16 protein-coding genes and 6 tRNA genes are annotated in these 21088 nt (G+C 66.4%); 7 read left to right on the top strand and 15 right to left on the bottom strand.

The window, feature by feature from the left end; genetic code table 11:
- Positions 1 to 133: 133 nt before the first annotated feature.
- Positions 134 to 898: an alpha/beta fold hydrolase gene (locus tag ACFVBH_RS06435; RefSeq protein WP_379000329.1), complete on the top strand. Its 765-nt coding sequence runs from the start codon at positions 134 to 136 to the stop codon at positions 896 to 898.
- Positions 899 to 1320: 422 nt separating this feature from the next.
- On the opposite strand, the gene ACFVBH_RS06430 is transcribed toward ACFVBH_RS06435, so the two are convergent.
- The 6 genes from ACFVBH_RS06430 to ACFVBH_RS06405 all read right to left on the bottom strand — a co-directional run bounded on the left by ACFVBH_RS06430 (position 1321) and on the right by ACFVBH_RS06405 (position 4808).
- Positions 1321 to 1683 carry a DUF3703 domain-containing protein gene (locus tag ACFVBH_RS06430; protein WP_379001615.1) on the bottom strand — a complete coding sequence of 121 codons (363 nt, stop codon included), beginning with the start codon at positions 1681 to 1683 and terminating at the stop codon, positions 1321 to 1323.
- Positions 1684 to 1763: 80 nt separating this feature from the next.
- Entirely contained in the window at positions 1764 to 2495 is a 732-nt protein-coding gene (locus ACFVBH_RS06425) for a helix-turn-helix transcriptional regulator (RefSeq protein WP_379000327.1), read from the bottom strand.
- Positions 2496 to 2506: 11 nt separating this feature from the next.
- Complete coding sequence (locus ACFVBH_RS06420) at positions 2507 to 2857, bottom strand: hypothetical protein (RefSeq protein WP_379000325.1); 351 nt, start codon at positions 2855 to 2857, stop codon at positions 2507 to 2509.
- 66 nt (positions 2858 to 2923) lie between these two features.
- Positions 2924 to 2998 (bottom strand) — tRNA-Val (locus ACFVBH_RS06415).
- 14 nt (positions 2999 to 3012) lie between these two features.
- A tRNA-Gly gene (locus tag ACFVBH_RS06410) sits at positions 3013 to 3084 on the bottom strand.
- 110 nt (positions 3085 to 3194) lie between these two features.
- A complete protein-coding gene (locus tag ACFVBH_RS06405; protein ID WP_379000323.1) occupies positions 3195 to 4808 on the bottom strand; it encodes a protein kinase in 1614 nt (537 codons plus the stop codon).
- A gap of 288 nt (positions 4809 to 5096) precedes the next feature.
- On the opposite strand from ACFVBH_RS06405, the gene ACFVBH_RS06400 reads away from it, so the two are divergent.
- Positions 5097 to 5375 carry a hypothetical protein gene (locus tag ACFVBH_RS06400; protein ID WP_354984146.1) on the top strand — a complete coding sequence of 93 codons (279 nt, stop codon included), beginning with the start codon at positions 5097 to 5099 and terminating at the stop codon, positions 5373 to 5375.
- An 88-nt stretch (positions 5376 to 5463) separates the two neighbouring features.
- On the opposite strand, the gene ACFVBH_RS06395 is transcribed toward ACFVBH_RS06400, so the two are convergent.
- On the bottom strand, positions 5464 to 6015 hold the full coding sequence (locus ACFVBH_RS06395) for a hypothetical protein (protein WP_379000320.1): 552 nt from the start codon (positions 6013 to 6015) through the stop codon (positions 5464 to 5466).
- Positions 6016 to 6225: 210 nt separating this feature from the next.
- Here ACFVBH_RS06395 and ACFVBH_RS06390 point away from each other — a divergent pair, with 210 nt between their 5' ends.
- Positions 6226 to 7242, top strand: a complete 1017-nt coding sequence (locus ACFVBH_RS06390) for a helix-turn-helix transcriptional regulator (protein WP_379000318.1) — start codon at positions 6226 to 6228, stop codon at positions 7240 to 7242.
- A gap of 81 nt (positions 7243 to 7323) precedes the next feature.
- Here ACFVBH_RS06390 and ACFVBH_RS06385 read toward each other — a convergent pair whose 3' ends face one another.
- The 5 genes from ACFVBH_RS06385 to ACFVBH_RS06365 form a co-directional block, all read right to left on the bottom strand.
- Positions 7324 to 8913, bottom strand: a complete 1590-nt coding sequence (locus ACFVBH_RS06385; protein ID WP_379000316.1) for a protein kinase — start codon at positions 8911 to 8913, stop codon at positions 7324 to 7326.
- A gap of 134 nt (positions 8914 to 9047) precedes the next feature.
- The gene (locus ACFVBH_RS06380) at positions 9048 to 10361 is read right to left on the bottom strand and encodes a DUF2786 domain-containing protein (RefSeq protein WP_379000314.1); all 1314 of its coding nucleotides are present in this window, start codon (positions 10359 to 10361) and stop codon (positions 9048 to 9050) included.
- Between the two features lie 77 nt (positions 10362 to 10438).
- Positions 10439 to 10513, bottom strand: a tRNA-Val gene (locus ACFVBH_RS06375).
- A gap of 22 nt (positions 10514 to 10535) precedes the next feature.
- A tRNA-Cys gene (locus tag ACFVBH_RS06370) sits at positions 10536 to 10606 on the bottom strand.
- A 22-nt stretch (positions 10607 to 10628) separates the two neighbouring features.
- A tRNA-Gly gene (locus ACFVBH_RS06365) sits at positions 10629 to 10700 on the bottom strand.
- A 533-nt stretch (positions 10701 to 11233) separates the two neighbouring features.
- Between ACFVBH_RS06365 and ACFVBH_RS06360 the strand changes: the two genes are divergently transcribed.
- Positions 11234 to 11305, top strand: a tRNA-Val gene (locus ACFVBH_RS06360).
- Positions 11306 to 11550: 245 nt separating this feature from the next.
- Here the strand turns inward: ACFVBH_RS06360 and ACFVBH_RS06355 are convergent.
- The gene (locus tag ACFVBH_RS06355) at positions 11551 to 12390 is read right to left on the bottom strand and encodes a class I SAM-dependent methyltransferase (RefSeq protein ID WP_379000312.1); all 840 of its coding nucleotides are present in this window, start codon (positions 12388 to 12390) and stop codon (positions 11551 to 11553) included.
- Between the two features lie 78 nt (positions 12391 to 12468).
- Between ACFVBH_RS06355 and ACFVBH_RS06350 the strand changes: the two genes are divergently transcribed.
- Entirely contained in the window at positions 12469 to 12669 is a 201-nt protein-coding gene (locus tag ACFVBH_RS06350; protein WP_379000310.1) for a hypothetical protein, read from the top strand.
- 33 nt (positions 12670 to 12702) lie between these two features.
- On the opposite strand, the gene ACFVBH_RS06345 is transcribed toward ACFVBH_RS06350, so the two are convergent.
- Positions 12703 to 13938 carry an IS256 family transposase gene (locus tag ACFVBH_RS06345; protein WP_379000308.1) on the bottom strand — a complete coding sequence of 412 codons (1236 nt, stop codon included), beginning with the start codon at positions 13936 to 13938 and terminating at the stop codon, positions 12703 to 12705.
- A gap of 1596 nt (positions 13939 to 15534) precedes the next feature.
- On the opposite strand from ACFVBH_RS06345, the gene ACFVBH_RS06340 reads away from it, so the two are divergent.
- Complete coding sequence (locus ACFVBH_RS06340; RefSeq protein ID WP_379000305.1) at positions 15535 to 15897, top strand: hypothetical protein; 363 nt, start codon at positions 15535 to 15537, stop codon at positions 15895 to 15897.
- Positions 15878 to 20326 carry a caspase family protein gene (locus ACFVBH_RS06335; RefSeq protein ID WP_379001613.1) on the top strand — a complete coding sequence of 1483 codons (4449 nt, stop codon included), beginning with the start codon at positions 15878 to 15880 and terminating at the stop codon, positions 20324 to 20326. The genes ACFVBH_RS06340 and ACFVBH_RS06335 overlap by 20 nt, the downstream gene beginning before the upstream one ends.
- Before the next feature lie 175 nt (positions 20327 to 20501).
- Here ACFVBH_RS06335 and ACFVBH_RS06330 read toward each other — a convergent pair whose 3' ends face one another.
- Positions 20502 to 21077, bottom strand: a complete 576-nt coding sequence (locus ACFVBH_RS06330; RefSeq protein WP_379000303.1) for a flavoprotein — start codon at positions 21075 to 21077, stop codon at positions 20502 to 20504.
- Between the last annotated feature and the right edge of the window lie 11 nt (positions 21078 to 21088).

Here is a 21088-nt window from a genome sequence, read left to right as displayed (position 1 = left end):
CACCGGCGGTGGGATTCCCGGGACGGCGCTCGGCACGGCATACGGTGATGAACCGGGCGTCGTGCGGCGTCCGCCTCCGGCAGCATCCCGCCGCGGTGCGGTGCTGCGGCACGGCACCGAAAGAGGTCGGCGAATGACGCAGTCGAGCACAACACCCCTGTGGTACCGCGACTACGGCGCGGGCGACCCCCTGCTGCTCCTGCACCCGGCGGCCGTCGACTCGCGCGCCTTCACCCCCAACGTTCCCGCCCTGTCCGAGCACTTCCACGTCTTCACCCCCGACCGTCGCGGCCACGGCCACACCCCCGATGTCGACGGCCCCCTGACCTTCGACCTGATGGCAAACGACACGGTCGACTTCCTGGAACAGGTCATCGCCGCCCCCACCGCCCTGCTCGGCTACAGCGACGGCGCGACGGTGGCCCTGTTGACGGCCCTGCGCCGCCCCGACCTGATCACCCACCTGATCCTGGTGGCCGGCGTGTACCACCGATCGGGCTGGGCCCCCGGCATTCTGGACCAGGATCTGACCCCACCGGACTTCATGCGCGACTCCTACGCGGAGGTCTCCCCCCACGGCCGCGCCCACTACGACACGATCCTGCGCAAGATAGCCGCCGAACACACGACCCAACCCGCCCTGACCCCCGCCGACCTGGCAACCCTCCCGACCCGAACCCTGATCCTCCTGGGCGACGACGACGAGGTCCTCCCCACCCACGCCCAATCCCTCTACGAGTCCCTCCCGAACGCCGAACTGGCGGTGGTCCCCGGCACCTCCCACGGTCTCCTGTCCGAGAAACCGTCCCTGTGCCACGCGATCCTCCTCGACTTCCTCACGAACGCGCCGGTCGAGACTTTCGCCCCGATCCGCCGCAGACCCGCTGCGCCGAACTGAACCGCGCGACAGGAGGAGAGTCGGTGTGGGCCCCTGTCGGCTTCCGCTCCGATCGCCGATGCGAATCAGACCCCCTAGCCAAGGAGGCGAGGTCAGGCGGACGCGGTGAGTTGGCCCGCCGTCTGCTCCGACGGTCGACGCGCAGCTCGTCCCTGCATCGGGCGTGCGAGGTGGCGTGGATGCCTGCTCTGACGGGGTGCGCGACGTGGGTGAGATGTGGTGTGGGTGTTGCCGACTCCCTGTTGCGACTGCCGGCCCGAGGCAGGTCCCCAACCCGGGCGCGCGAGGCGGACCGGATGCGCTGCGTCGTGCCCACCGTTGCTCTGACAGCCGGTGCGACGCGAGTCCCTGAATCAGGCGGGCGAGGTGAGGTGAGGCAGATCGGGTGTGCTCGTGCCGCCCGTCGGCAGGCCCGGCGTGACTCAGCCCGCCCGGCTCACCGTCGGCGACTCGGTGCCGGACAGGATCGCCGCCAGGTCCGCGGGGATCGGCATCGGGGTCATGATCCCGACCGCCGTGCGGCCGGTATTGCCCACGGGTGCGCGGCCGGTCGCGCTGCCGGGACCGGCCACGAGCAGGCGGAGCACCTGACCGCAGGCCTCCTTCACGTCGCGGGTGTGCAGGGCCAGAACCAGCATCGACCAGTGGGCGCGGGTGTGGGGCAGGGGCCAGGGCTGGGAGAGGATGTGGGCGCGTTCCAGTGCGCGCCAGCGGGTTTCGAGGGTGGGTGCGGTGCGGGACAGCGCGAGTTCGGTGTCGAAAGCTGCTCGGACGGTAAGCGGCATCGGTGCCACGGGGTCTCCTCTGCTCGGGTGGACCCTGCAAGCCTGAACCGGCGGACCCGGATCGGGCTTGAACAAACCTGCTACGTCCAGCCCCGGGAAACGTCCCACGCGATCCAGCTGAACTCCGACGGCGGCCCGCCGAACATGCCCCGGCAGACCCGGGTCAGGTGCGCGCTGTCGGCGAATCCCGCACCGTGCGCGGCCGCCGTCAGCGAATGTCCTTCGGCCAGAAAGCGAATCGCCAGCCGCATGCGCAGCCACCGCACGTAGGGACGGAACGGCAAACCCATATCGGCGGAGAACACGTGTGCCAGGCGGCCTTCCGAGATGCCTGCCTCGCGGGCCAGTTCACCCAGCCGCACCGGCCCGGCTTCCAATCGGCCGGGCAGCAGGGTCAGCACGGTCGCCACCGCCGGGTGGCGATCCCGTCCCGCCAGCTCTGTAGCGGAGCGCTCGACTCCCGCGAACCACTCTGCGTCCGAGCACAATTCACCACCGGCCCGCACCCACCCGCCGACCCCGTCCGCCCGCGAGATCATCGCGAGCAGCCGCGCCCCCGCCGCCGATTCGGGATCGAAGTGCACGATCCGCCCTGCGGCAGCGCCCCGCAGCACCTCGTGCACGGTGTCCGGCGGAATCACAGCCGCCGCGCACTCCGCTCGCCCGCCCTGCCCGTCCCCGATCTCGATCCCCGCCGCCCCGGTGATCCCCTGCACGGTGTGGTGCGAGTGCGGCCGCGCGAGCCCGACCACCCCCTCGACCATCAACAACCCGGGCCGCAACCACCCCCGCCCCGCCCACCGCTCATCCACCCGCCCGTCTCCTACCCGCAGCAGAACGGATCCTCGCAGGGATCCCCGACTTCGCTCCCGTACACGGTGTACTCGCGCACCCCGGCGAGCATCCGCCGAGCCGCCCTCGGCCCCGCGGGCCGCGTCCCGATCCGGAGCGGCCGCCCCCAGCTCTCCGGCATCGCCTCCACGTCGAACCGCCGCGTCCCGTCCACGAACAGCGTCCACATCGGATGATCGGGAAAGCCGTTGAGCCGCAGCACCCATACGTGCCCCTCGACCATCGCCGCGACCGGAAAACACGGCGACCACGTCAACCGCCACGCCGGCCGCATCCCCAACTCCGGCCGCTCGTCCGGCTCGGGCAGATCCTCTCGACTCACCCCTCGAGTATCCCCTGCCTCGAACGGCGGAAGGGCCCGGTGTGAACCGGGCCCTTCCGCCAATCATGGTGCGCGATACTGGGATTGAACCAGTGACCTCTTCCGTGTCAGGGAAGCGCTCTCCCGCTGAGCTAATCGCGCGTGTTCCCCCGTTGAGCGGATGACGAGATTCGAACTCGCGACCCTCACCTTGGCAAGGTGATGCGCTACCACTGCGCTACATCCGCCTGCTCGCCCGGGCTCGTGACCCGATCGGCTTGCGGGACAGAACTTTAGGGACAAACAGGGTCAAATAGCAAATCGCCTGTATACGGGGCTATTCGTGGTGCGCGGACCATCACCCCGCGCACTGTCCGGTGGCGACCAATCGAATGGCCTCGCGCACCACCGCGGGATCCTGCACGGGTTCGAGGTACTGAGCCGCCTGACTCTCCACGATGGCCAGCGCACCCGCCTCGCCGTTCTGCTGCACGAGCGTCACGTACCCGTGGCACTGCGCCTGTGCGATGGCGGTGATGTCCGAGCTCGGCGGCAACGGCTCCGGCAGCGTGGTTTCGGTGAGCGGCTCGGTGGTGACCGGCGCGGGAATGGTCTCCTGCGGCAGCGGCTCGGCCGCGGTCGTCTCCGGCACGGTGGTTTCGGGCGCCGTGGTCGCGGGTGCCGTCGTCTCCGGGGCCGGCTCGACGGGTGGCACAGGCAGGCTCGCGTCCGGCAGCGGCTCGACCGGAGCCGGGACAACCGCCTCGGGAAGCGGTTCGGTGACGACCGTCGGCTCGGGCAGCACGCCCTCGGGCAGCGGTTCGGCCGGGATCGCCAACTCGCCGGGTGGCACTTCGGGGAGCGGCTCGGTCGCCGCGGGCGGCGCGGTCACCTCGGTGCTCGACGCGACCGCCGACGTGGCGGCCGGAATCGCCACCCCGGGTCTGTCGGTGTCACGATTCATCTCCACCGCGATCACCGACACGATGCCGACCACGAGTACCGCGGCGGCCGCGCTCAGCATCACCCCGCTGCCGCGAAAAGCGTTGCGCGCCTGCGCACTGACCACCGGCGGAGCGGGCGGGGCCGCGACGGCCGCGAACGCCTCCGGGGCCGCCTGCCGGGTGATCCCGCCCAGCCCCGAAGCCCCGAGCGAGGCGTCGGTCAGCGCCGCCAGCGCCGCGTCCGCCAGCGCCCCGCAGCTCTGATAGCGCTGCTCGGGATCCTTGGCCAGCGCGGTGGCGATCACCTCGTCGAACGCCGTGGTCAGCTCGGGCCGCACCAGGCTCGGCGCGACCGGCGCCACCCTCCGGTGCGCGATCTGCACCGCCTGCGGATCCGTCCGCGGGAAGGGCGTTCGTCCGGTGAGGAACTCGTAGAGCACGCTGCCCAGCGAATACACGTCGGCCCGATGGTCGACGGGAAGATCGTTCGCGAACCGCTCGGGCGCGGTGTAGGCGTAGCTGGCGGTGCCCAGATCATCGAGCGCCCGCGCGATGCCGAAATCGGTGACCAGTACCCGGAGTTCACCGCCGTCCTGTCGCACGATGAGATTTCCGGGCTTGATGTTCCCGTGCAGAATCCCTTCGCGGTGCGCGTGATCGAGCCCCGGAGCGGCCGCCGCGATGAGAGTGACCGCCCGCCCGGGCGCGATCGGGCCATTCTCCAGCAACTGCGCGCCGTCGACCCCGTCGATGAATTGCCCGGCGATCCAGAGCTGTTCGTCGGTCGCCGCGCCGTAGTCGTCCACCGAGGCGATATTGGGATGATCGACCCCGACCAGCAGCGCGGCCTCGCGCCTAAAACGCGCCCGCGCACCGTCTCTACCTGCGAAATCATCGTCGATGACGCGGAGCGCCAGCATCCGCCCCGTGTTCGAGTCGCGGGCGGCATACACCGCCCCCAGCTCACCCTCACCGATCAGTCGATCAATGGTGTAGCCGGACAACACATCTCCGCGCAGCAGCGGCACGCGCACCTCCTACCATCCCGGGCCGCGGTAATGCAAACCCGAGGCGTAACGGTGCGGAATCCTACCCAGCGACCCGAACATCGGCTAGGGGCTTCCTGCTCCGTGGGCGGAGGTTCTCCTCGTGTTGGCCTGGCGTGTCGCGACAAACACGCGATAGCTCACAAACGCACGGCCCAAATATTGGGGTCTTCCGAAACCGTAGTCTGAACCGCTCCTCTTTCATATGCTCTCTCCGGCGGAGCGGGGAGAGCCCCGCGATGCCTCGGCTCGAGATAAGAGGACAACTTCATGAAACGAACCATTCTCGTCGGTGTAGCCGCCTGCGCCTTCCTCGGCGGTATCGCGGGCACGGCTGGTGCGGAGGGGGTTCCACTCACGGCCTCCGAGGTCGACGCGGCCCCCGCGGACGTGCCCGTGACCACCGGGTCGGCGGAGGATCTGGGCAATGCCATCGGTGCGGGCTCGGTGAGCACGGGCAGCACCGCCGCCCAGCTGGGCAGCGCGTTCGGCAACGGCTACTGGGACGGGGTGCTCGGCAGCCTGTCGGCCAGTGCGTCCGCCCGCTGATCTCGGCCGGCGATAGGCCGGAGCAGTAGAGCGGGGGCCCGGCGGCTGCCGGGCCCCTTGCGCGGGATTCGAACGCCCGGGCGGCGATTCACGCGATCTGGATGAGGGTCAGGACCCCGGCCAGGGTCGCGGTGGCGAGGGTGGCTGTCACCAGCGCCCAGCCGCTGTCGGTGAGGCGGGAGACGATCAGCGCCGCCCCGACGAAGCACAGCGAGGGGAGCGTGGCGACGGCGTAGAGCGTGCGCGCGAGCACCGCGGCGATCGAGAGCGCGGCGAACCGAACTCGGTGCGGGACGGTGAATTCGCGGATGCGCCACGCGTGCGGTGCGGCGGGAACCATCGCGGGCGGCTCGACCCGCTCCAGCATGCGGGCGCACAGCCGCAGGATCGCGTCCTCGAGCTCGATGCCCAACTGCGCGGCGCGCACATCGGCCAATTCCAGCGCGAAGACGTCATCGGCCGGCGCGGGATCACTCAGAAATTCGTCCAGCACCATTCCGCTGATGGCCTGCTCGCGATTCAGCGCGCGATCCGGCAGCCAGCTCAAGACCCATTCCCCGCCCCGCGCGGTCGGAATGTAATGGGCGGTCTCGGGCGTGGTGTCACTGGTGATCAGCCACTCGGTTACTGTGAGCGCCATAGTGTTTCGCCTCTTCGGTGCGGGTGTGTTCCCGGCAAACCTACGACCGCGAATCGGTGGCATCCATCGAATTGCCTGCCGTCCCGTGACAATTGCCCGGGCAATCGGCGTATTGCCAGGCGCGGCCCTGAATCATCGGATCTCTGGTGGCGTCCGGTGCCACGAACTACGCTCGAATGACACACCGTGGGCATCGGTAAGGGGCCGGGGATGGCACGCGCGGGTTCGATGGGCGAGCCGATCGGGGAGCTGATCCGCAGGCTCCGCAAGGAGCGCGGGCTGACCCAGCAGACGCTGGCCGACCGGGTCCAGTGCTCCCGCAGCCTGATTCAGCAGATCGAGAGCGGCGCCCGGATACCCCAGCTCTCCCTGCGCGAGCGGCTCAGCCTGGTCCTGGGCGAGAGTCTGCCCGCCACCGGCCGCGTCACCCACCCGCCGGACGCCGCCGACGCCGGCTTGGACGCTCTCCGTATGCGATTCAACGTCCTGCTCGGTCGCGATCCCGCCGCCGCCACCCGGGCGCTGGACATCGCGCAGAGCCTGATCGAGGCGGAGCAGGCCCCGGAACCGCTGCACGCCATCGCCGTTCGGCAGCTGCGGCGCGCGGAGGAGGCACTGGCGCAGGTGCCGTCGAGCAGCGCCACCATCTGGGAGTGGAACACCGTCCGCGACTGGCTGACGATCCTGGCGCAGGCCACTCGCTCGGTCCGGGCGGTCCACGTCGCCGCCCTGGGCTCGATCGGCGGCGAGGCGGGCGACGACTATCACGCGGCCATGGTCGAAATCGCCTCCAGGAGCGGGGCCGCGCGCGTGGACATGCGGCGCATCTACATCCTGGACGCCATCGAGGAACTCTGGCCGTACGAGGACAAACTCTGGCGGCTGACGCGCGCGGGCGTGGAGAACCTCGTCGTGAAGGGCGAACACGCCCGGGGCGTGACGGGCATGCTGATCGTGGACGACCGCTTCCTGGCCCTGGGCGAATACGATCACCGCCGCGAAGGCCGGGTGGCGACCCGATTGTCCGCGCTACGCCACGACGTCACCTTCGGGATCCGCCGCTTCGAAAAGCTCTACGACCTCAAACGATCCGGCGCGGCCATCTCCGTCGGCCGGCTGCTGGGCGCCGCGCCGTTCACCAGGTTCGCGCGTCTGGGCGAGGAGGACAGCCGCGAGCTGTTCCGCGCGGCTCTCACGGAGTCCTGGGTGGCCATTCCCGACCGGTGAACGCGGCGGTGTGCCGGGTGTTCGGGCGGGAGAGCGCAAACGGCGCGAGAACTCGGCCGCGGTTGCCGAGCCGGCCACCGCTCACCCGCACTGTCCGGCATCGGACAGTCGAAGGGCCTCCTGCAGTACGGCTCGGCCCTGACCGGGGTCCAGGGTCCAGCTGGGCTGGCTCTGCAATACCGCCAGCGCGCCGTCGGTCCCGTGCTCACGGACCAGGGTGACGTAGCCGGGGCACTGGGCCCGGGCCATGGAGTCGATGTCCTGGGCGATCGGGACATCCGTGGTGACGGGCGCGGCGAGTTCGGACGTGGGCGTGACGGCGGGCAGCGGCTCGGCGGTGACCGACGGCTCGATGGTGACCGGCACGTCGGTCACCGAGGGCAGCGTCGTCGAGGTGAGCGGCGGCGAAGACTCCGGCGCCGGGGCAACGGCTTTGACGGCGTTCGCGGCCGACACCGGGGGAGCGGCGGTGGGCGCGATCGCCGTCGGCGCGGCGCTCGAGGTGGTGGGTGCCGCCGACGTGCCCACCGGTTCGGCGACGGCTTGATCCCGGCCCGGATCCATCTCCATGGCGATCAGCACGAGGGTGCCGACGAGCATGACGGCCGATCCGGCCGCCGTCAGGATCCGGGTGGTACGGGACCGCTTGGGCGGTGCGGGGACAGGGCGGCTCGGTGTCCGCGGCCGGTGTGCGACCTCGGGAACCTCGGGGTTGTCCGGCGCGGTCCGCGTCGCAGGGGCGGCGATCCCGGGTGTCTCGGTCAGCAGGGGTACAGCGGTCGCGAAATCCCGGGTGGCCACGCTGGAATCGGCGACGACCGGTGCGAGGCTCTGCCCCGTGGGCGCGGTCGTCGTCAACGCCGCGGCCGCGGCGAGAGCGAAAGCCTGACAACTCGCGAAGCGCCCGTCCGGATCCTTGGCCAGGGCCGTCGCGACAACCGCGTCCAACGCGGCGGGCACGCCCCGCAAGGTGCTCGGCGCGGCGGGAACCGTGCCCAGATGCGCGGCCATGACCGCCGCCGGATCGGCGTGCGGGAACGGCGTACTGCCGGTCAGCAATTCGTAGAGCACGCAGCCCAGCGCGTACACCTCGGAGCGCTCGTCCAGCGCGCCGCCGGAGAACCGCTCGGGCGCGGCATAGGCGAAGGTGGCCGGGTCGGCCCGCCCGGCGTCCCCGAAGGTGTCGGAGAGCCCGAAGCCCGTCACCAGCACCCGATCGTCGCGGCCGACAAGCAGATTCGACGGCCGGATGTCCCCGTGCCGGACACCCGCCGAACGCGCGTACCCCACCGCCCGTGCGGCAGCCTCGATCACCTCGACCGCCCGGCCCGGATCCACCACCCCGTGCCTGAGTAGCTGCCCGGCATCGATGCCGTCGACGAATTCGGTTGCGATCCACAGCGGTTCATCCGCCGGCGTTCCGGTAGCGGTCACGCGCGCGATGTTCGGATGTTCGAGCCCCCGCGCCGCCCGCGCGAACTTCGCCCACGGCCGCTCGCCACCGGCGGTCGAGGCGGCGCGCACCCGCGTCGCGAACACGTCGTCGAGCACCTTGAGCGCCACCGGCCGGCCGGCCGCGTCGCGGGCCAGATACACCGACCCCATGCCGCCCACCCCGAGCCGTCGCTCAACGGTGTACCCGGCCACTACATCTCCGCGCAGCAACGGCACGCGAACCTCCTACCGTTCGTCGCCGCGGCAGCACAGCACCGTGGCACAACGGTGCTGAAGCCTACCGAGCAGTCTGCACATGAGCGAACCTCGATCCCGATCAGCGCGAATGGTCAATGGGGATGTGCCCGGGGTCATTTGTCGATCGGCCGCCGCGAGTCGAGCCGGGCGCGGTCGGCCGCCGCGCGCCCGGCGTCCCAGCCCTCGGCGCTGCGAATCGCGATGCCCCGGCTGCGACTGCGCGGGAACAGCGCCTCGAACGCCGCGTTCACCGCGATCTCGTGCGAGGCCAGCACCGGCAGCAGGCGTTCCGGCGCGGCCGATTCCGCGATGGTCGCCGCGGTGGCGGCCGCCAGTCGCTCACCGATCCGGGTGGCGTACGAGACCAGGAACGCCTTGCGGAAGGCCCGGCTGCGCGCCTCCTCGCTCCGGGATTCCTTGTTCCCGCTGGCGATCATGGCGCGCGTGGCCTGCACGAGCAGCGAGGTGGACAGCAGCTCGACCGCGTCCAGATCGGCGTCGTCCCCCACGATGGTGACGAATCCCCAGTCCGAGGCGAAGATCGCGCGGCACCGGTTCGCGGTGGCGACGACGTCGATGAGCAGCGCCTTGGCATCGACGTAGGGCGTATCGAGCCAGATGCGCCGTGCGCCCGGCAGATCCGGGGCCGCGGCGTCCGCCTCGACCAGCACGCGGTCCAGGGCGTACTTGGTCATCAGCTCCTGGGCCTTGGCCGAGAGTGCCTCGGCCTCTTCGGGAAACGACGTCGACTCGGCCTTGGCCAGCAGCCCCCGCACCCGGCTCAGCGCCTTCTCGTCGATGTGATGCGGTGTCTCGGTGCGCGGCCGGGCCTTACCCGGCAGGGCCCGGATACGTTCCATCTTCGGCAGTCCGACCAGCAGCGCGAGCGCCTCGACGACGGTGGTCAGCGCTTCCTCACGGGTGAGCATCTGCCGTGTGGCCCACTGCTCGAAATGCGGTTCCTCGCGCGACCACCAGGTGCGCGCGCCGATGTCCTCGAGCTGCGCCAGCCAGGTCTCGTCGACCGATTCCCGCGCGAACGGCTCGATATAGGCGGCCATCGAATCCAGCAGCAGGCCGGTCGCGAACTCGTCGACCCGCCGCCGCGCGGCCTCCCACACATCTGCCGGCAGCCAGCCGTTCTCGAATACCGCCGCGATGACCCGCTGCCCGGCGAGCCCCGCGCCGTGCGCGATCTCCGCCGCGAGCTGCTCTTCTCCCGCGAGCTGCGCCCCGAAGGTCCGCGCGAACACCGCCCCCGAGTTCCCGAGCCGCACGGTCTGCAACGCGACCTCGACCAGCGCGTTCCCGATCTCCTGCGCGGTAGGCGGCCGATCGGCCCCGCCGTTCAAGATCGCCCAGAACTCGGCCCCGCCCTGCCTGGCAGCCAGCTTGGCTGCCCGGTGCTTGCGGTTCGGCTTGGCCACGGTCGGCGCTTCCTGTCCTGATCAGAGCCCGGAATAACAAAAAAGACCCGGTGTGAACCGGGTCCTTCTCGCTGTTCTGGTGCGCGATACTGGGATTGAACCAGTGACCTCTTCCGTGTCAGGGAAGCGCTCTCCCGCTGAGCTAATCGCGCTTGCTTGGTGCCTCTTACTAAGAGGCGGCGACGGGAATCGAACCCGTGTGCACGGCTTTGCAGGCCGTTGCCTCACCACTCGGCCACACCGCCAACCCAGGCCGGTTGGCCTTCGAGCGGATGACGGGATTCGAACCCGCGACCCTCACCTTGGCAAGGTGATGCGCTACCACTGCGCTACATCCGCATTCTGTCCCCGGCGCCTCTCGGCTGTCCGGCTGACGAGAAAGAACATTAGCCGACGATGGTTGTGGACAACAAATCGCCTGGTGAAAGGGGGTAAATGTGAACTACAGGGGTGTAGTTCGTGACGTGTGGGGGTGGGGTTGTGGCCGCCGGGAATCTGCGGGGTTGGTTGGCGCCTGCGGGTTCTCCTGCCCGCGTGTGGGTGCGCGCGGGTCGCAGCACGGTCGGCGCCGGCAAACTCGCAGCCGCCGCGGGGTGGGTCGCCGCCATAGGCGCTGTCGCCACAGCCACTGCTGACCGGGGCGGCTGGATCGGTGCGCGGCTATCCCTGTGTCGTGCAGCCCGATGGAAAGGGGAGTCCTCGAGGTGGACACTCCAGACATGCCACCCGGCCGTGTGTCTCCCCGGTAGGAGGCCGGTTTTACGCCGTTGTGCACGCGATTTGGTGAGACGCCGGGGGTGCGTGTTAATGTTCTTTCTCGTTCGGACCGGCACAAACACCGGCCCCGGACACCCGCCGCAAGGCACCCGCACGGTCTCATAGCTCAGCGGGAGAGCACTCGCCTCACACGCGAGGGGTCGCTGGTTCGATCCCAGCTGGGACCACAGACAAAAAGGCTGGTCAGACACGGTTTCCGTGGATGGCCAGCCTTTTTCGTGCGATAGCGAACCGTGTTTCGCTCGCCGTTCAGGCCTTGTCGAGTGAAGCGGCGGCCATGAGGATGCCGTCGGCTCGAGAGGCTCATAGCTAACCTCCCGGCGCGGCGGCACAGGCGCTAGCAGACGGATCGGTCCGTGAAGCCGTAATAGCCGGGTGAACTGAGCGATCCCGCTTGTGGCGCACGCATCATTCAGTCGGAGTCGGGACGGGGTTTGCGGGCTTGCAAGGTGTAGGTGAGCGGTAGGCGTTCGGGGTGCGCGGACAGTCGCCACTCCCCATCGTGGCCTTGTTCCATCTGCTCGGGCAGCGCGTTCCACGGCACGCTGGCGTGCTCGGTCAGCCCCGTGAGAGTTAGACCCACGTCGAGTACGGCGGTGACGATCTCGCCGAGGCCGTGGTTCCACTCGTGGGTGGTGGTGGCCTCGAACTCGGCATCGGTGTCGACGTAGGTGCCCTCGTCGGCGAACACCATCGGCTCGGGCAGTTCGAAGTACGGGTAGCCCAGAACCAGCTTGTCGGTGTGCTTTTCGTCCGTCGCCCACAGCATCGGATGCCCCTCGCGGATGAACAGCCGACCGCCCGGGCGCAGTAGGCCCGCGACGGTCTCGGCCCAGCGCCGCACGCTCGGCAACCAGCACAGCGCACCAACGCCGGTGTAAACCAGGTCGAATCGTTCAGCGCCGAGCGCGGTTTCGGCATCGTAGACGTCGGACTCCACGAATTCGATTGGCGTGCCGGTACGTTCGGCTAGCTGTCGGGCCTGTGTGAGCGACGCGGCGGAGAAGTCGAGGCCGGTCACAGTCGCACCGAGCCGGGCCAGGGAGAGTGTGTCGGTGCCTATGTGACATTGCAGGTGGACCGCGTGAAGCCCGCGCACGTCGCCGAGCAGCGGCTGATCGAAGCGCACTACGGGGCTGATGAAGTCCGGTTCGTCGAGAAATCGATGAAGGTCGTAGTCGGGGGACGCGGCGTGTGCCGGCGCTCGCTCATCCCAATTGGCTTTGTTCAGTATGCGATAGTCGTCGCTCACATCGAACACTTTGGCACGCGACCCCAGCGGTATTCACTCGATATTCGGCAACATGGAACAGCGATCTAGGGCGAATCGGTGGTCATCACGGCAGGGCAAGACCGCGAGGCGCCCCCGAACACGCTGCTGGTCATTGGGCCGCGGGCTGCCGCGCTGGTCGATCTGCTCGATCGAGGTGTCGACGCGGCAGTGGTGAGAAACTGGGTGGTCGGGTCCAGCACTGCCTCGCGTAGCGCGGTTTCCGCGTCGAAGATGGTCAAGTCCAAATGCGTGGTGTAGGTGGGGTGGTCACCGCATGATCCGGGGTGTGGGTCAGGCGGTGAGTTCTGCGGGTGCGGGGTCCTCCTGGTTGTCGGTGGCGGTGAGCCCGCGGGAGCGGGCCAGGACGTCGAGTCCGAGGTAGCGTCGGCCTTCGATCCATTCGTCGTGTTGTTCGGCCAGGACAGCCCCGACGAGGCGGATGATCGAGCCGCGGTCGGGGAAGATCCCGACGACGTCGGTGCGTCGCCGGATTTCCTTGTTCAACCGCTCCTGGGGGTTGTTCGACCAGATCTGACGCCAGATCTGCTTCGGGAACCCGGTGAACGCCAGCAGGTCCGCGCGAGCATTGTCGAGGTGGTCGGCGACTTTCGGGAGTTTCTCGCCCAGGGCGTCGAGCATTCGATCGTATTGAGCGGCAACCGATTCGGTGTCGGCTTGATCGAACACCGAATGCAACAAGGTCCGAACCCAGGGCCACGAGGACTTCGGACAGATCGACATCAGGTTGACGGTGTAGTGGGTGCGGCAGCGTTGCCAGGACGCGCCGGGCAAGGTGGCTCCGATCGCGGTGACCAGGCCGGCGTGGGCGTCGGAGGTCACGAGCTGGACTCCGCTCAGGCCGCGGGCGACCAGGTCGCGGAAGAACGCGAGCCAGCCGGCGCCGTCTTCTCCGGAGGTGACTTGGAGCCCGAGGATTTCGCGGTAGCCGTCGGTGTTGACGCCGGTGGCGATCAGGGCGTGGACGTTGACCACGCGCCCGTTCTCACGGACCTTGAGCACGAGGGCGTCGGCGGCGAGGAACGTGTAAGGGCCTTGATCGAGGGGGCGGGTGCGGAACGCTTCGACCTGGGTGTCGAGATCGCGGGCCATCATCGAGACCTGCGATTTGGACAGTGCTGTGACACCGAGGGATTCGACGAGTTTCTCCATCCTGCGGGTCGACACACCCAGCAGATAGCAGGTCGCGACCACGCTGGTCAGGGCGCGTTCGGCGCGTTTGCGGCGTTCCAGGAGCCAGTCCGGAAAATAGCTTCCCGACCGCAGTTTCGGGATCGCGAGGTCGATGGTGCCGACGCGGGTGTCGAAGTCGCGGTGGCGGTAGCCGTTGCGGTGGTTGACGCGGTCGCCGCTGCGTTCGCCGTAGCCGGCACCGCAGACTGTGTCGGCCTCGGCGCTCATCAGGGCCGCGATGAACGTGGACATCATATTTCGCAGCAGATCCGGGCTCGCGGTGCTCAGTTGTTCGGACAGCATCCTGGCAGGGTCGATAGGCTCGATATCGGTCATCGCGTGATCTTTCTTTCTTCAGTGACTTTGGCGGTCTCTTGAAGAATCACGCGGTGACCACCCTCATGTCCGGGGATCGACCTGACCGGCCGATCCAGGAACTGCTACACCACTCTGCTGGACGCAAACTCCGGTTTCGTGCCCGCGGCCGACCGCCACCGAGATGCCCTTGAGTACTTCACGGAACTGGGACTGTCATCGGCTTGGCTCGCGGTGAGCCTCACCGACAACACCCGGCAACCCTGCTCACATGCCAGATGCAGCTTGCCGGTCCGTCGGCCCCGCGAACACCTCGACCCGTGGTCGGCCGGCTCGTAATGACCCGACCCGGCCGGGGGTTTCGGTTTGGCGTTCATGCCTGCGGCGGGCCCGCGCGGTTGTCGAGGTCGACACTGACGTGCCAGTCGATCGCTCCGGCGGCGTCGAATCGGGCTGTAGCAAGGTCAGGATCACCGCCCACGATCCGGCCTACTGTCAGCGTTGGAACAGTCCATAGGCTGCTTGCCAGGACCCGTACTTGGCGGGAACGTCACGCCACGGCGCCTCTGCCGGGTGCGCCATCGGATCCCCTCTGTGAGTTGGCGTTTCGTCCACTTCGGTGGGCGTCCCACCTACTTCGCGCAGGACAACAGAGGCTCCAATCGAGCCCAATGCGCATCGGTCAGGTTCGTTCGCCCCGCCACCGTCACGCTGGGCACCAGGTCTCCGGCTGTTCAGATTTGCTTCCTCGCTAATCCGAGTACCGGAGACCTCACCTATATGCCAACGTGGGCAACAACTTCGGTCGAACACGCTGTTCAAGACACAACCTAAATGCCCGTTGAGAGCTCCTGCGGTTCCCCCGTGGTTGGCTGTGCGGATATTGAGACGCACGGGCGGTGGTGTGGGCTTGTTTGTAGGCGACGGGACTGAGCCTCTCGGTTCCTCGAGTGCCTTCGAATCGATGTAGTCGAAGATGGCGGTGCTCAGCTCCCTTCTTGCCGGCCATGGTCAGGCGCACTGTAGTTCCAATTGCATTGTGCTTAAACACTAGTTGTTGAAACGGTCCCCGATCGAATCCATCGATCCAAGCAGGCCGGCCCCTGCGTAGGCGTTGTCCGAAGACCAACTGGTCTATTGGGTACCGTGATCGGAATGGGCAATGGTCTGCCGGGCTCGGGCCAGCGCCGCAGGTCTACTCGGCCCTCAACGGTCGGTGATCGACCAGTCGACGATGCGGTGCGAGAACGCGTCCAACAGCACCGAGCAGAACGCCCGGCCATCACGCGTGCGGTATTGGGTGATGCCCAAGCGCCACAGCTGATCGGGTGTTCTCGCCCGGAACTAGCAGTTGAGCAGGTCCGGATGCGGATCCGCCGAGGGATGCCGGGTGGTACTCCCACTTCGGCGAACGGTCACCCGCGAGTGGGCTCGACCGCGGGTTGGCGGAACTCAGGTGGATGTGCTGGAGGCATTGCAGGCTCATCCCGTGGGGTGAGTATCCCGCCTCACTGCTGGTGTCCGGAAGACCGTCGGCACCCAAGCGGGTGCGGCAGGGGCAGAGCGGGTTTCGCCGTATACACTCTCGGAACACCGACTTACTGGGGAGGATGCGCTGTGACCGATGAAGTGGTCTTGTCGATCTCGGAATGTGACGACGCCGTCTCCGAGCTGCACTCGCTCTATGCGGCGATGCTCGACGACGACGAGCTGCGGACCATGCGCAAGAATCTGATACAGATCCCGCCTGAAGATGGGCGTCTCGGGGCCGAGGAGCTCATCCAGATCGTCGTGGACTCCAAGCCGCTTCTCGGTGCTGTGACCGCATGCGTCACCACTTGGATCGCGGCTCGAAAACCTAAAGCACGTTTGATTATTGGCAAGATTGCCATCGAGCTTGACGGCCGAGCCGTCACTGACGACAGTGTACGAGCCGCGATCGAACTGGCGCAAGCCCCCGATGATCCGACTGCCGGATAGCGCCCGGTCGCGGGCTGTTCTGGTCGGCACCGAAAACTACAGTGCCGACTCAGGATTCGCAACAACTACCCAAGTTGGACGGAATCTTGTCCAGCTGTCAAGCTTTCTCCGGTCGCAAACGGGCCTTCAGCATGTCGAGGTAGTCCACGACCCTCGCGATGGAGGCGACTTCGCGAGTGCTCTCAATCGTGCGGTCGATGAGGCAGAAGACCTGCTGCTCTTCTATTTCGCTGGGCATGGCGTGGTAGGGGGTGGCGAACTGCAGTTGACGCATACAGGATCTCGTCACCACCTGGGCGCATACACCACGGTTTCTTATGGTCTGATCAGGGACCATATGCGGCGAGCGACTGCCGCGATCAGGATTGTCATCCTTGACTGTTGTCAAAGCGGCACGGCCCACAATTCCGGTGTGCTTTCCGCCGCTGATGATGGCGCTATGCTGGAGGAATTGGCCGAGGTTGAGGGAACTTATGTGCTCACCGCGACCGGGACGGCAAGCGGCAATCGGCTCGCGTTCACCGATGGACCGCAGGGCTGTACTCTTTTCACCGGGACCTTATTGGACATTCTCCAGTCAGGGCACCGGACCGCTGGCCAGTATCTCACGATGGATACGCTGTTTCCGATCCTCGAATCCGCGCTGCGCCGAGCTGGTGGACCTCGGCCGAAGTCCAGCGGCCGAAATACTGCAGCATCGCTGGCGCTGACCCGCAACCAACAATGGCGTCGAGCTACGACAGAGCCTTCCTATCTGATGGTGGTTCGAGAGCTTGCGCCCTCGGTGGAATTGCTCGGCCGTGACTCTGAGCTGGACGAGCTCGAGCGATTCTGTTGGGGCGAAGAAGAATACGTGTGGTGGCAGGCCGGACCATGGGCAGGTAAGTCGGCCTTGATGACATCATTCGTCCTGCAGTCCAATCAGAACATGGACGTAGTGAGCTTCTTCATTACGGCCCGGTTCGCGGGTCAGTCCGATCATGCGGCATTCACCGACGCACTCATCGAACAGCTGTCGTCTTTGCTGCCTGACGAGGAGATCCCTGCGCCAACAACAATCAGCACACGCGATTCGTTGCGCCGCCGCCTTTTGATATCTGCCTCCGACGCCGCAGCGTCAGCGGGTCGGCGTCTGGTCCTGGTGATCGACGGCTTGGACGAGGACACCGGTGACCCGAGCATCGCGTCGTTGCTTCCTCGGTCGCCACATCCCGCCCTCCGGGTAATCGTCGCGGGACGATCCAATCCACCTGTACCATTGGATGTTCCAGAGGATCATCCACTGCGTCGCTGTCGAATCCGCGTGCTCGTTCCGTCGGCAGCCGCACGCGACATCAAGCGCTCCGCAACGCTTGAATTGCGGAGGCTGCTGCGTGGTGGTCGGGACGAGCAGCACGTGGTCGGCCTGCTTGCGGCTGCACTGGGTGGCCTGACCGCCGGTGACCTGGAGGAACTGACACAGCTTCCGCCATACCGAATCGACGACTTCCTTACGGGTGTCTCGGGCAGGACATTTCAGACGCGGAGCCAGCGCGAAGCAGGGAAGATCTCATATCTTTTCGCACACGAAACACTCCAGCAGGTCGCAGAGAATACTCTCGGCAATCGACGGTTGTGTGCGCTCCGCGAGGAGCTTCACGACTGGGTTGTGGGCTACCGACGACGAGGGTGGCCTGATCACACACCGGAGTACCTGACACACGGCTACGCACGAATGCTTCGCTCAACCGGTGAGATCGAGCAACTGATCGAGCTGGGTTTGGATCCTGCACGGCAAGCATTGCTCCTGCGGCGCACCGGCGGGGAAGTAGCGGTGCTGCGGGAGATCCGGTGGGCAGCCGAGCTCGAGCTGACAACGGGAAAGCCCGATCTGCTGCGAATGGCAACATTGGCGCACGAACGAGCGGTGCTCACTTTTCACGGCTCGCTGTTACCGGTCGAACTTGTCGGCGTCTGGGCAGGCCTGGGAGATTGGCGCCGGGCCGAAGCGATTGCGCTCGGGCGGGAATCGGACGCACAGGACGAAGCACTCGCACTACTGGTGCGAGGGTTGTTTGCAGCCGGGAGATTTGATCGAGCGATCGAATTGGTCGCAGGCTACGCGGCACTGCCCCAGCAAGACCTCACCACCGAGCAGATGGCGATTGGCCTCGCGAGGGCCGGCCGGATCGACTCTGCGATCGACTTCGCCGATCAGATTTCCCGCTCGTATCGTGGACGCGTGAATCTTGAGATCGTGTTCGCCCTCGTTGCAGAGGGAACCTATGGGCGTGCTGAAGAATTCGCCGAAAGAATTCATCAGCACGACTTGCGTCAGACAGCCTTCCGCTCGATTGTGCAGCAGGTGATGACGGCCGACGGCATCTCGGCGGTGGTCGAACTGATCCGGACAGATGCGTATGCGCTTGTGCGCCTGCCGGACTTCCTTTTCGTGGTTATTGACGAAATGGTCGAAGTCGGTCGGATCGATGCAATTGAGAAAGTCGTCGAGCGCGTAATAAAACCACTCGGGCTGGTTCTTGTGGAGGCAACGATAGCTTGCGCGCTCCTTCGCCGTGGGATCGGCGCAGGGTATGAGATGCTCGACCGTGCGTGGACGCTAGCGCATGACACTAACTCCCAGCATGCATCACATATCCGACCTGTGCTCGGGTTGGCATGCGCCCTGGGCGGGCAGATCGACCGAGCACACACTCTGGCCGATAGGATGGAGCTGGATTCGGAATTCGCTGTTTACGGACTTGCTATGGTGCAGGCGGCGATCGACTGCGGCTGGTATGAAGACGCTCTTCGCTGGACCCAGCTGCTTTATTCGGGACAGCGGGCCGAGGCGGTAGCAATTGTCGCGAGAGCCTTATTCTACGGAGGGGATGATCCCGACAGCATTCTGGCTCGATTCCAGTCGGTTCAGATCGGTGATTTAGTCGACGACGGCCCGATCGTGCTTCAGGCCGTGCTCCAAGCTGCCGTCGAGCTGGGGTCTCTCGACTACGTTGTCGAACAGGCGTTTCCAACTCTAACGATCTACCACCGCGGAGTGGCTCACGAAGCGCTCATCAACGTTTTAGTCACTCAAGGTGAGATCGGTCGTGCGCACGACGTCGCCCAGAATTTCTCGTCGTTTGTGGGGCGTGCGCGTCAACTCGCCGTGGTTGCACAGGCATATATCGATGCGGGTGACCTTGAGCGAGCCAGGGATACAGCCCTGGACTGCGAGAACACGGTGCGGCCGCTGCGACAGTGGATCGATTCGCGCGCACTCATCGAAATTGCAGTGGCCGTCGCGGAGGCAGGCTGCACTGGGCGCGCAGCCAAACTCATCGACGAGATTCGACTACCGTCCGAGCACAGCGCCGCGGCATTCTTGTTCGTCGCCGGAATTCAGGTGCGTGCAAAACAATTCGACGGCGCAACCCTATTAATTGAGCGCGGCTTGCAGGCATCAGATCAATGCCTGCCGCATACGCGTGCGACACGATGGCTCGCAGCCGCCCGCCTTCTCTGCGCCGTGAAGTGTTTCGATCGTGCCCGCGAAATAATTGATGGGTCCAATCATCTCGTCGATAAGGCCGACTGGGCAGTGACGTTCACACCCAACGGTTTTCTGGTGAATGCGATCGCGGCGCACTGTGTCGTAGGTGATTTTCACCGCGCGCTTGAGTTGGCCGAGACGTTTGAGGGCTCCGACTTCGAAACGGCAGTAATCAATGCCGCCACTGTGTTGACCGCAGAGGGTAACGAAGACGCAGCGCTGTCGTGGCGCAATCGATTGGATTTCAATGAACCGCTCAAATCCCTTGTAACACTGATAATTGCGGGTGAGCTCGCACGAATGGGCCACACCGACCGGGCGCTCTCGATCACTCATCGGTTGGACCTCGCTCAGCAGATGACGTCGCAGACTCTCATCGGCACGCGAGGGTTTCCCGATCTCGCGGCTGCGCAGCTTGCATCAGACCGCCGATCAGAGATTACCGACCTGATCGGATCACCGCAGGAAGCTTCGCGAAAGACTATCAGTATCTGGGGGAAGATCGCGAATGCGGCTGCACGCCAGAAGAATATCGAGTTAACACAGCGGATGGCGCGAAAAGTGGAGGCGCGGACGAATGAACTCGAAATCTCTGATACCGCCCTCTCCTCCGCGGCACTGCCATGGCTGGCCCAAGCCTATGCCGAGATCGGCGATGTCTCAGCGGCAGTCCGGATCGCGACCGCGATGCCAGACAGTGCCGACGGCAAGCCAACAGCCCTGACCGCCGTCGCGTGCGGTTTGGCCCGAGGAGGTGATCGAGTTGGCGCGCAACTCTATATCGGCCACGCTCTGACGCTTTCCCGCGGCTGGACGGATGTGCTCGCGCAGTGGGCCGCAATAGCCCCGGAGCAGGTAGCCGACATCACCAAAACCCTGATCACGTCCGATCGATAGGAGCGAGTGGGAGGCTGAACAGGAGCCTCTGACGTCGAAATCGTCACTCGGATCGCGGAGTAGGCAGTTCGTCAACGTTGGCGAACTGTGTTGGTGAGTACAGAACGCATGAATCCTGCCGTGACCCGTGCTGGCCGAACTGCTATGCGCGAGCCGCGGAAGCACGCCCGGAACGTCATTTCACCAGCGGGCATTCGCTCGCGAACCACGGATGCCTCGGGACCGCACTCCAAGCGATGTCCCAAGGGAACAAGTGAATGTAGTTCTCTCCAGTTCCCGGTTCATGCTGCCTGTAGACCTCGTCCCCGACAAGCATCGTGACCCCCCACTCCGACAGCTTCCGCATCGCTTCCTGAAGCGCTGGAAAGCTGATCTGCGCGTAGTTGGAGAACGGCATCGCGACGACCGGAATCCTCTTGCCGACAGCTTCGACAAGCAGCCCGAGGGGGAGCGTGTCGGAGATTCCCGCCGCCCATTTCGCGAGCGAGTTGCACGTCAGCGGAGCGACGATCATGGCGTCAGCGGGCGGGAGGACATCGGGCGCGTCGGGCTCCTTGTACTGGCTGCGTACGGGGTGACCAGTTTTGGCGGCGAGCGCGTCCGCATCGATGAAGCGTTTGCCGTCGGGTGACGCGATAACGCACACATCCCAGCCGTCGGCCTGGGCCAGATCGACGAGCTTCCCGACATCGCGGGCTGCGGGTGATCCGGTGACGATGGCGTAAAGGACCGGGGCGCCTTGATCGTTCATGGGTCCATGGT

It is taken from the genome of Nocardia sp. NPDC057668, from assembly GCF_042799795.1.
Taxonomy (GTDB): Bacteria; Actinomycetota; Actinomycetes; order Mycobacteriales; family Mycobacteriaceae; genus Nocardia.
Note: the sequence above shows the minus strand (reverse complement) of the source record. Positions and strands in the feature narration are given on the sequence as shown.